This window comes from Rhodococcus sp. MT28 (genome assembly GCF_058792695.1).
On sequence record NZ_JBXAFD010000019.1, the window covers coordinates 1 to 12,115 of the forward strand.

Below are 12,115 nucleotides of genomic sequence, written 5' to 3' on the forward strand. Positions count from 1 at the left end.
CGTACGCGGGGAGAAACCATGGCCACAAAATGCGCCATAAATGGCCGCCAGTGGGGAGCTTACGATGGCCGTCGACACACCGCTGCAGATGCCTTCTCCCGGTCGAACGACGCAGCATCGAACGCCGGATAATGCCGATCCGAGTAATCCACCGGCGACTGCTCCCCCGTCGACGAAAAACGTTGCTGCTCGAGGAAAAGCACACGCAGATCAACATCGACGTCCAACGCCTCGTCGCAGATGTCGAACCCCGCATTCTTCAACGCCCACCCGAGTTCGAAACGCCGGTGCACTTCAGGCAGGGTCGTACGACCCGCACGCCCGAAATGCCCCGATTCCGCTGGCACGACCGACTGCATTTCGGCCTGACAACTAGCCGGCAACACCTCCAGAATGCGAAGCATGCACCCACCAAGCACAGCGGGCTGCGGCCAACTCAAGGTACGACGACCCTGCACCGAATCCACAGCGATGTACAAGCTGACCATCCGAACGAAATAGGCTTCGAACAGCGGAAATAACTGCTCCCACCACTGCACCACTTCGGATCCCCGACTGCAGAACAACGCATACAACGGACTGTCCTCGAGAACTCTCACCGCGGCAGGACCAGCCGCAGCCTGCGCATCGAGAATCAGACGCGCGTGCTCGGTGATCTCACACTTGTCACAAGGATGCGCAAGCACACGGAAGATCGCGTTCTTACCGCCCCGAAACTTCCGATGACCACAACTGTTCACCACACATCCAGGAGCAACGCAATACAGACAGGCATAGCGGTCACCGTTCTTCCACCCCATGTGCGAGGTCCGCTGAAACGCTGACTCCAACCATTCATGGCCGGCCGGGCACAACCACCACAACATCCGGTGCGACGAATTCGTCACCGACCCAGGATCAAGCCCCACATTTCGTGTCGGATGCAACTGCCGAAACAGCTCCGGATGATCATCTTTGATGCGCATACTCCCCCTTCGAGCCTCTTCTCTCTGCCATCGCGTGCCACCGCAACCCCGCCCTCATACCGACGACGTCGGCAAAATGCCCGCCTCCCGCTAGTCCGCTACAACAGCCGATAGCCCGATCACGACACCAGCGCACAGCAAGTAAGCGGTCCACGGATGTGCGCCGCCGACAGCCCGTGAACACACCGCTCACCATCGCCAACCCGGGATCGACTCCAACTCTGCTACACGGTCCGAAGCCAATTTCCCCATACGAAAGTTCCGTCGAACTTTGTTCACCCAAAAGCCAAGGTTGGCACCTTCGAAGACAGTGCTTTTCGAAATTTTCGCGGTGCCATGCTCATCGACATATTTCCGCAGTACGGCCACAGCCGCTGCCCATCGATCAGCTAGCGGATCCCAACTCCAGCCTGGGAGCGCCTCCAACTCGGCGGCACGTGTTTCCGCGAGTGAACCTGATCGAAAGTCCTTGCGCTGCTTCATTACCCATTCTCCGAGACCTACTCCCCCGATCACACTATCGTGGGGAACCAAAGCAGTGCCGTGATCCTCTACATACTTACGCAACGCCACCATGCCTACGTTTCGCTGGTCCTCCAGCGGATCCCATGTCCACCCCGGCAACGACTCCAGCTCCGCGACACGCTCCGCGACAAGGATTCGATCACGAAAGTTTTTGCGACGATTCTGCACCCATCCGCTCAGATTCACGCCATCAATCACCGTTCCCGATGCGACGATCGAAGTACCATTGTCCGCCACATACGCACGAAGAGCCCCCAGCCCCGCATTCCACTGATCGGCGAGAGGATCCCACGTCCACCCCGGCAGCGACTCCAACTCCGCGACACGATCCACGGCAAGGATTCGATCACGAAACTCTTTCCGGCGGTTGATAATCCAATCACTCACGTTGATGTCGTCGATCAATGTTCCCGGTGGCACGACAGAAGTACCATTCTCAGCCACATACGCACGAAGAGCTCCCAGCCCCGCATTCCACTGATCCTCCTTGGGATCCCACGTCCACCCCGGCAGCGCCTCCAACTCCGCAACACGTGCCGGCGACAATTGACCTCCCCGTCGGTATCTGCGCTGTCTGCCGACCCACTGACCCAGTTGCACCTCACCGACTTCCGTTCGTCTGGGCACATCAGCAGTGCCATGGTCGGCAACGTACTGCTTCAATACGTCGAATGTTGACGACCATCGATCGGCAATCTCGTTCCACGTCCACCCCGGTAAGGCTTCGAGGTCCGCGATCCGGCTCGGTGCCAACTGCCCCTGGCGGTGGTTCTTACGACGCTCCTGGACCCATCCGCCCAGGTTGATCCCTTCGAACACCGTGTCCGCGGGAACATTCGAAGTGCCGTACTCGGCCACATACCTGCGCAGCACCTCAATACCAGCATTCTGCAGATCTGCGAGAGGCTCCCACGTCCAACCCGGCAACGACTCCAGCTCCGCAACACGCTCCGCGGCAAGGATTCGATCACGAAAGTTCCTGCGGCGATTCTGCACCCATACAGTCAGATTCACACGATCAATCACCGTGCCCGGAACGACGACAGAAGTACCATTCCTCTCCACATACGCAAGAAGAGCATCCAACCCCGCGTTCCACTGGGCCTCTTTGGGATCCCACGTCCAACCCGGCAGCGCCTCCAGCTCCGCAACACGCTCCGCGGGAAGGACTCCATCACGAAACTCTTTGCGCCGATTTCGAACCCACAAACCGAGTCGAAAACCATCGATAGTGGCGCTTTTCGAAATCTTCGATGTTCCGTGCTCATCGACATATCGGCGCAACAACATCATCGCTTGCTCCCATGCCGTGGAGGCCGGGTCCCACGTCCATCCCGATACGTTCTCGAGAGCTGCGATTCGATCCGGCGACATAATTCCGGCACGGTAGTCACGGCGTTGATAAGTCACCCAGCTAGAGAGGTGGGTACCTTCCACTTTCTTCCTCGTGAAGAAAGTGCCGCCGTGCTGTGCGGCGTATCTCTCGAGCACACCGAGCATCCGCGCCCACTCGAATTCGAGCACATCCCAGACCCACCCCGGCAACGACTCCAACTCCGCGATCCGGTCCTTCGACAACTGCCCCCTGCGGAAGTTCTTGCGGCGATCGGCCACCCACCGGCCTAGTTCCATTCCCCCGAAGACAGTTTCAGTCGGAACGAAAGACGTGCCGGTTTCTGACACGTAGCGCAGCAGAATCGCCATCGCTTCATCCCACGAACTTGTCGTCATTCGAATCATCCGTGCGGAAAACGCCTCGTAAAACGATGAGTCCGCGGCACCGTGCATGACGACACTGACACGATCAGGCAGCTTGGGGCGCTCACCGTTTCCCAATTCTCTCCGCGCACGGCGCAACTGAACAGCCAACTCGTTGTCATGATCGGCAAGGGCATTGAGCGTTTGATAGACGTGCTTGTAAGCCGAGTCAGTGACGACGGACTCCGCGCTCTCCTCCGGAGCGACATACACAGGCAACACAATCAACGAGGCGGAATCCCGATTAGGGTTCAGACGGATCGCGCGGCCCACAGCCTGCGCCACCTCGATCTGCGACGTCCGCGGTTCAGCGAAGACGATGCCATCCAACGCGGGAAAGTCCACGCCCTCGGAAAGGCATCGGACATTCGAAATCACCGTCCACTCCTGAGCCCCCGTTGCCGCCAACCGCTCGGCGACCTCATGCCGGCGCGACGCATCGGCTGAGCCGTCGATGTGTTCCGCGCGCAAAGGCACCGTCGGACGTCGATCCTCGGAAAGACAATCCACGGTCGCCGGTAGAGCCTTTGTGAAACTCTTCGAAGAACGAATCCTGTTGTGAAAGACAATGATGCGCCGCAAATCGTATTCGCGGGCAGCCTGCGCGACCGCAACTTGTATAGCCACATGCGATGCATCGAGACGATCCAACGACGAGACATCGACCACCGGATTGTCGAGCACCAATTTGTGCGCTTCGAAATCCGAGACACCGATCACTGCAACGTGATAGTCCGACAACAACCCTCGCCCGATCGCCTCACCGAACGTCAAGGTATGCAACCGAACTCCGAACAGCGAGGTGTCATTCATCGACGCCAATGTCGGCGACGCCCCCCGGCGAACAGCCGAATGCACACGCGGAGTCGCAGTCAAAAACAGACGCTTCACCGCTGGAATCCGCTCATCGGCAAGGACAGTCCCGAAAGCCTTGTCCGACTCCCCCGCACACCGGTGCGCCTCATCGGCAATCACCACATCCCGATCCCACACTGGCGGTGACTCTCAGCGACCGAGGGAGTCGACTGGTACGTACTGAACAGCACCTTCACCGATCCAGTGCACTCATCGAACCATCGCGCCAACACCTCAGGGTCCGTCGTCACCGGGACCGTGAGCTCAGCTGCGCTGATGTCATCACTACCCACCGTCGAATCCGAGCAGAACGCCAACGCATCAAACGGAAGCAACGCATCTCGCCGCCACGAGCGCAAAGTCTGATCCAACAACTGAATCGACGGGAAAGTCACCAACACACGCGGATCTTCCACACCTGAAATCAACGCTTCCGCGACTCGCTGCCCAACGAGTGTCTTCCCTGTCCCGCATGCCATCACCACAGTGCCGCGCGATGCAGACGAGAACCCCTCCACCGCAGCTCGTATCGCTTCTTCCTGATGCGGGCGCGCCACGTGCCGCCCCATCGTCAACTCACCTGCATCCACTTGTTGCACCCCATCTGTCACTGAACCAGCGTCTAAATGACAACGATATCGACAATTGCCACGAAACTACGACCGCGACAGGGCCCGAAACCCTTGCACCCTTCAGCTGAAAACGTCCAAGCCTTTGGCAACAAAAACGCTTCGACGACAAGCGCCTCAGCTAACCACGCCACCCAGTTCGCCGCCAGAATTGGACAAACGCGAGTCGCGACGGCCGCGCACGTACCTCGCAAGAAACCACATTCCCCCCAGAGCAAGGGACGCGAGAACACCCGTGGAGACAAAGATGCCGAATGCAACTGCAAACGAGGTGGTTTCGTCGATCCACAGCGTCGGCACAGCGGACACCAGAACCACCACGATGGTGGCAACTGTTTGAGTTCGCGGAACACCGGCGAAGTGACCGAACACAACGAAGAAACCCGCCACAACGACTGCGGTCACCATAATCGACATCGGACCGTCACTTTCCTGTACCTACTCAACACACTCGGCCAGCAAGATTATCGCAAGGATGATGCAAGATTACCTGGAGAGCAACACCATCGACCGTGTCACTTAGCTCGCCGGCACCGAACTCGGTCAATCAGCAACCAGATCCCAAATACTGTGCAGAACAGCGCCAAGGTAACACCGCTCGCGACCAAAACGGCTGCGGCCGGGGACAAGTCAAGCAAGCCCGTGACAACGATCAAACCGGAAATCACCAACATGCAGAAGGGGACACCCAACATCAAGCGCTCTACATCCCTCAAAATTTCTCACGCCTTTCGCCCGGCAGAACCAGAACACGCACTGCAATGTCAGCGACACTTCCCAGATCATCGCACCTGCACACTCGCAAGGTCGCGTCACCACTCACGTCTCGGGATGCCACCAAACACCAATAGCCGACGCACCAATCAGCCGAGCCGTCCTTGACCAGCCAACTGAACCGCGACAGAACATCACTCGCGTCCTCACAACAAAAGGCGCCAGAAATCTGATCGAACTGGCATACAATCGACGAGGCGCATTGCTGGCGTAGTGTGCACACGGTTCACTGTGTCGGTGCAATCATCGATGCAGTGAACCACTCTATCTACGAGGACGCAGCTCCATCAGCGCCGATGGCGGCTCTTCGAAAGTCCGAAAATAGCTCTCGATAAACGAGTTCGGTGTATGAGGCGGGGTGGGGCCTCTGATTTGATAAGTCGCTATTCACACAGACGCTCCTTCGATCATCCGGGCCGCCACCGGGTCGGTACCGCACCACAACAACAGCACATCATCGATCCGCTTAGTGATCGTGTGGATTTGATCCAGACTCGCCGCAACTTTTACAGTGCCAACAAACCAGGCGCAGAGAGTATCTGCGAGCCGTGACGTGCTATCTGTGCAGTCAAGGACGTCTGAACGAATCGCGCGTACGACGATCGATGTCAGAGCCTCGGTCCACGCTTCGTATGTTGCCATGATCGATCTCAGAGACTTGGCGGTCACCATCGTTCATAGTAAGAAATTCCTGTCTCGGTGGTCATGAGCCCAGCCTGCGTCCAACTCAGCAGGAGCAATTCCACGATTCTGCATGCGGTTCACTGTGGCACATGGGTTTCCGATCTTCAGGAAATCACAGCGTCTCCGGGACTATCACGTTAACGGTGTTTCGGCCGTTGTTCATTAGTAGGTTTCTGATCCGGGCCAACGGTCCGCGAAGGTGATCGCGAAGGCGTTGAGAGCGGGTTTCCACCGTGTGATCCATCGTGCCTGACCCCTGCCCGTCGGGTCCAGTGAACGGGTCACCAGGTACAGACATTTGAGCGCGGCTTGCTCGCTGGGGAAATGGCCGCGAGCTTTCACAGCCCGCCGGTAGCGCGCGTTCAGGGATTCAATAGCGTTGGTAGAGCATATGACTCGACGTATCTCGGTGTCATAGTCGAGAAAGGGGATGAACTCCTCCCACGCGTTGTCCCACAGCCGGATGATCGCCGGATACCGTGTGCCCCAGTGCTCGGCCAGCTCGTCGAACGCCGCTCGTGCCGCCGGTTCACTCGGGGCGGTGTAGATGGGTTTGAGGTCGCGTTTGAGTGCGTCCCAGTGCTGACGAGCTGAGAGCCGAAAAGTGTTCCGGATTAAATGCACGACACAGGTCTGGACCGTGGTGGCTGGCCAGACGTGCTCGACAACCTCCGGCAGTCCCTTGAGGCCATCGCAGACCAGGAAAAACACGTCCCTGGTGCCGCGATTGCGAATGTCAGTGAGCACGCTCATCCAGAACTTGGCGCCCTCGCCGCCGGTGCCGGCCCACAATCCCAGCACGTCGCGGCGCCCGTCCAGACTCACCCCAATCGCGGCATAGATCGGCCTGTTCGCGACCTGGCCGTCTCTGACCTTCACGACTATGGCATCGATGAAGATTGCCGCGTACACCTCATCGAGCGGCCGGGCTGACCAGTCCTGCATTTCCTCGATCACTTTGTCGGTGATCCGCGAGATCGTCTCCTTCGAGACCGATGCACCGTAGATTTCTGCGAAGTGAGCGCTGATCTCACCGGTCGTTAATCCCTTGGCGTACAACGACAACACCACTTCATCAACACCATTGAGCCGCCGCTGTCGTTTCTTCACGATCTGCGGTTCGAAGGTGCCTTCGCGATCCCGGGGAACCTCGATCGGGACGTGGCCGGTGGTCCCGGTGAGCACTGTCTTGGGCCGGGTCCCGTTGCGGATGTTCGTCGTCGTCCGATCCGGTGGCGCCTCGTTCTTCCCGTGCCCGAGGTGCTCGGTCATCTCCTCGTTCAATGCGGTCTCGAGGACCGTCTTCGTGAACTGCTTGAGCAGACCGTCCGGACCCGTCAGCGACAGGCCCTGTTCCTTCGCTAAACGCACCAGCTCCGCTGCCGCGGCCTCCTCGGCCGACGGTGGTGTCGATTTCTTCTTGGTCACATCATCCAGTGTCGTCATCACGGCACCTTCCCCGCCGGGCATTCACCCAGCGCGTCGGGGCCAAAACACCGATTAAGAAACAGTCCCGCGTCTCCCGCGAAAGACGATTCCCCGGGCAAGTGATGCCCGGGGAATCGTCGAGGTTTCGCGTGAACGTGAGAACTCATCTCGTCAATTAGTGACCAGCACTTGCATTTCACCGACACGAACTTCGGTTGTAGCAGTCGGTGCAATTGGGATGGTTCCTCCAAAGGCTTGGCCTGGGGTTACGGCCGTCCACGTCACTACCCACAGGCTCGTCACACTGGGACGGAATGTCCCTCCTGGCTCAGTGATCGAACTCTTTTGCAGGAAGTGATTGCATGCGGGGCTGGGGAGACCTAGAGCAGCGTCCGTGTACGCCGGCGCAAGGACCGGACACACTGGCGGGACGGTCGGCAGTCCGTCTCCGTAATTGACCGCGAGCCCAGTATTCACGGCATTCATGTTGACGGTAATGACGCCAGTAGTAACCGTACGATTGATGGGCCCGACCTGCGCTTCAGTGGGGTTGTTCGCCCATATCCAGGAGTTGAAGCCCACAAGCCCCGTTGCTCCACTGTCTGCAGGTTGAGGGGTAATTCCGATGTCAATTGGCTCGACCTGCAACGCAGAAACTGCGGATGAAACGACATTCATGACCTCGGCGAGGGTCACCGGAGTGGGTGGGACATCAACACCGGGTACGGCAGGAGGCGCTGGGCACCCACCCGGCGTTCCGAGGCACGCGCCTTGCTGAATCTGGTTGATAATGGCTGGCGGCGGTGGAGCAGCGGCGCCGCCGGCGCCAGGGCCTGCAGCACCACCGCCTGCTCCTGCAGCACCACCGGCTGCCGCTCCCACACCACCTCCGGTAGTGCCTGCGCCACCACCCGCAGCCGGAACCGATACGTAGGAGGCTCCCGCCGTTACCGTGTTCCCGCCTAGTCCGCCACCGAATGCGCCTCCAGAGCTGACCCCTGGCTGAGCCGACGCGGCATTAGGAAACAAGATGCTCGCAACCGTTAGACCCGACAGCACCATCGCAAAAACGCCGATCGGTCGACGTCGTGTTTCAACATTCATGTCATGCCCCTTCGCTGAGCTGAAAGTGCTTATGGTGCATCGCATGGTGTTCCCGACTTAGTGACAGCGTCCGAGACCACTCGCCACCCACTGGCATCGGGCCAACTCGGGTTTTCGAGGGTCGGCTTGCCGAGCTCCTGCATCGATCGACTCGGATCGAGCACGCTTGTGCCGTCGGGGCGGCGCTGCTCGTAATTTGAGGTGTCCACACATACCCGCAGCGAAACCGTCGCTGGTTCCGCGATGGGCGTGCCGTCAGCATCTTTCGGCGCTTCGACCTTTGTCGAAGTGGCGTCAATAACTGTGGCGGCACCTGATCCGACGATCCCTTGAGAACGGCGCAGAGTCACGCTGTTCTTCAGCTGCTCGAGGATCTTTCCGCTTGCGACGGTATCCAGAACATTTATGTCCGTCGCCGGATCGTTTTCTACCTTTGCCAGCACAGCAAAGAACTCGTTCGACTTTGCGATAGCAGCTTCTGTTGCTTGTTGTTCTGGTGACTTGAGTGATCCCTCCGGGCCTGTCAGGACTGGCTGTTGTGTTGAGGTCGGCGCGGGATCGTAAGTGTCGCCGTCCGTTCCACAAGCAGAGACAACGGCGGCGGCTGTGACGAGTCCAAACGTCAAAGCTGCCGTCTTACGGAAGATGTTGAGTGTCATGGTTCCCCCTTCAGTGCTTCCGGTTCGGGAGCCCTATCGGTGTTGTTCGGAGCGTATCGGCTGGACGTCACACTTTCGCATGTCCAGTTGTTGGGCTCTCTGGGTCTGTTGGTTCGCATCAGGATGCTCTCTGGGTGATCCGGTAGGGGCGCTCACCGGTTGTGTCGTGGAAATCGTCGAGTATTTGGAGTAGTTCAGCTGTCTGCTCGTTGGGGTCGACGTCTAGTTCTGCGAGTTTGGTGAGCAGGGTGTCGATGAGGCCTTGTGTGGCGGTGATGTCGTCGCTGCCGTGGGTTGCGATGATCGCGAGTCGCCAGAGGCCTTCATGGTATTCGTCGACCTCGAGACCTTTTTGAGCGAGTTCGAGTGCGGTGCGCGTGTCGCCTTCTTGTAGGTGACGTGCTGAGAGTTCTTCGATGGCATCGGTGAGTTCGGAGATCATGTTCTGGCGTAGTTCTTCTGCCCAGCCGTATCGTGCGGGGGCCTTCTTCGTGGTGAATGGGGCGCCTTCCACGAGGGCGACGGCTGTGGTCAGTTCGTTGTGGTCGGCGGTGGCGGGGTGTCCTCCGATGAGGTTGTTCCAGATGTCCCAGTCGGTGTGGACGGTGTCGTCGAGGCGGTATGGGGTGTTGCCGGTGTTATCGAAGACCTTGGGGAATGCGAGGTCTCCGGTGGCGGTTTCGCCGAGGAAGTTGCGGAGTCTGGTGAAGGCGGTGTTTCGGCGGGCGGTGCGTTTTGTGGTTTGTTCGGAGAAGCTGAGGTCTGCGTATGTCTGCTTGGGCCAGATCTTTTCGTCGACTTGGGGTCCGCGAATTCCGGGGTGTGGGTGGGTGGCGATGAGGGCTGCGAGTTCGGTGAGGTGAGGTCGTCGGCCGACGTCGGATCCTTCGTTGAGTGCTGTCACGCGTGGGGTCCCGAGGACGTGGATCCAGATGTGTTCGTCGACGGAGAGTGTGTTGTCTGGTGTCGGCGCGATCGCCATCGCGAAGGGTGGCGTGTTCTCTGCGGTGTCTGGTGTGTTGTTGATCGATGATTCGTCGGCGGGGTCGAGGTAGGTGAGGGTTTCAGTGTCGGCCTCGGTGTCGTCGAATTCTTTTGTTGCGGTGTCGAAGTTCGGTTCTGTTGCGAGGATATGGACGGTCGGCGCCTGGTGGGGTAGGAGATCGTCGACCGATGTTGCTTCTGCGATGCGGTCGTCGAAGGCTTCCGCTGTCCATGGGTCGTTCTGGGAAGCGGCGTCAGCGATGGGGTCGGCGTCTGCTGTTTCGAGGACGTCGATGATTGCGTCGAATTCTGCTTCGGAGATGCGTGCGGGTCTGAGGTCGAACGCGGGTCTGCCCGGCCGGCGCAGTGTGGCGGATCCGTCGGTTCCGGTGGTCAGTGTCCAGTCTGCTGTGGGGTCGTCTGCAGCGGTGACCGCGGCGAACGCGACTCGTGGTGCGTTGGCGAGGATGTTGTCGAAGACTTCGCGTTGTGCGGGTGTGAGGGGCTCGGACAGCAGGATGATTTCGGGATTGGTGATGGCGCTGTCGGTGTATTCGATGCGTGCCTGCGCGATGTCGTCGATTCCGTTGTCCGCGAGGGCTTGTGCGTCGGTTCGTGTGTGGCGGGCGAGTCGTTCGAGGACTGCGTCGGCGGTTGGGGCGTACTCGATCAGTGCTGATCCGTCGGTGTTCGGGCGCGCGAGGGCTTCGCCTGTGCCCACGAGGGTGAGTTTGAGGTTGTCGCCGAGCGGGGAGAAGGCGAGGAACACTGCGAGCGCTCGGATGATGTCGCGGGCCTCTGCTGTGGGGGCTGCGATTCCGAGGTGGGAAAGCTGTTCGAGGTTGAGGAGGAGTCTGGATCCGCCTTCGACTTCGCCGATTTCCACCAGGGCTGGGTAGGGGCTGACGGTGGTGAGTGGGGGTTCGAGTTCGTCGTCGGCGGTGATGGTCCAGGCCGACGTCTCGGCGTCGCGTTGCCATGGGGCGGGTAGTTCGATGTCGTCTACGAGCGCGAGTTCGATGCTGCGGTCGTGAAGGAAGACTCCGAGTAGTGCGGGTAGTGGGATGGAGTTGGTGCGGCAGATGTCGGCGACGTCGCGGAGTGCTTTGTCGAGGAGGTCGAGGAGGGCGGGGTCTGCGTTGTCGCGGATCTGCTGTTCGACGAGTGCGGTCGAGGGTTGGGGCATCGGGATGCGTTCTCCGCGGCGCCGGCGGTTCTGCTGTCGGCGGCGGAACAGTCCGACGCCGGCGAGGAGGGCGATGCCGGCGAGTGCGGATAGTCCCATGACGGTTTTGCTGTCTTGGGCGTTGTCGGTTGAGGTGAGGGCTGTCGTTGCTGCGGTGTTTTCCGGCACTTGTGGGGCGGTGGTGTTGAGGGGGACGAGTGTTTCGAGGTTGTCGGTGTCTGCGGGTGCGGCCTGTGGTGCGCTGGTCTCTGGCGCTGATTCTGGTGCTGCTTCTGTTGTGCGTTCTGGTGCAGTTTCCGGTGTGTTGAGCTGCTCGGATGGGGAAATCGGTGCTTTGGGGGCACTTGGCGCGGTGGGGGCGGAGGCGAGGGGTGAGTTCTCGTGGAGGTCCGGTGCTGGTGCGGGGGCGACGTCAGGCGCTTCGCTGGGGGCGGGTACGTCAACAGGGACCGGCGGGGCAGGCTCGGGCGCCGGAGCTTCTGCCGCTGGGGCTTCTGCAGCGGGAGCACCGGGGATCTCGATACCGAAGATCCGCGCGGCAGCTTCCTCCGCGGCACGCGCTTC

At 59.9% G+C, this 12,115-nt stretch carries 7 protein-coding genes; all 7 read right to left on the reverse strand.

Annotated elements, in window-relative coordinates:
• Positions 1 to 59: 59 nt before the first annotated feature.
• Positions 60 to 965 (reverse strand): zinc-ribbon domain-containing protein, encoded by a 906-nt coding sequence (locus AC1Q6C_RS30780; protein WP_492667009.1) that lies wholly within the window; start codon positions 963 to 965, stop codon positions 60 to 62.
• A 189-nt stretch (positions 966 to 1,154) separates the two neighbouring features.
• Positions 1,155 to 4,061: a helicase associated domain-containing protein gene (locus tag AC1Q6C_RS30785; protein ID WP_492667010.1), complete on the reverse strand. Its 2,907-nt coding sequence runs from the start codon at positions 4,059 to 4,061 to the stop codon at positions 1,155 to 1,157.
• 158 nt (positions 4,062 to 4,219) lie between these two features.
• Positions 4,220 to 4,714, reverse strand: coding sequence for a DEAD/DEAH box helicase family protein (locus tag AC1Q6C_RS30790; RefSeq protein ID WP_492667011.1), 495 nt, complete (start codon positions 4,712 to 4,714; stop codon positions 4,220 to 4,222).
• Between the two features lie 135 nt (positions 4,715 to 4,849).
• Positions 4,850 to 5,149, reverse strand: a complete 300-nt coding sequence (locus AC1Q6C_RS30795; protein WP_143542581.1) for a hypothetical protein — start codon at positions 5,147 to 5,149, stop codon at positions 4,850 to 4,852.
• Positions 5,150 to 6,352: 1,203 nt separating this feature from the next.
• The gene (locus AC1Q6C_RS30800; protein ID WP_075836670.1) at positions 6,353 to 7,636 is read right to left on the reverse strand and encodes an IS256 family transposase; all 1,284 of its coding nucleotides are present in this window, start codon (positions 7,634 to 7,636) and stop codon (positions 6,353 to 6,355) included.
• Between the two features lie 1,115 nt (positions 7,637 to 8,751).
• Positions 8,752 to 9,381: a hypothetical protein gene (locus AC1Q6C_RS30805; protein WP_075836497.1), complete on the reverse strand. Its 630-nt coding sequence runs from the start codon at positions 9,379 to 9,381 to the stop codon at positions 8,752 to 8,754.
• Between the two features lie 118 nt (positions 9,382 to 9,499).
• Positions 9,500 to 12,115: AfsR/SARP family transcriptional regulator (locus tag AC1Q6C_RS30810; protein ID WP_492667012.1), on the reverse strand; the 2,616-nt coding region annotated here is incomplete at its 5' end.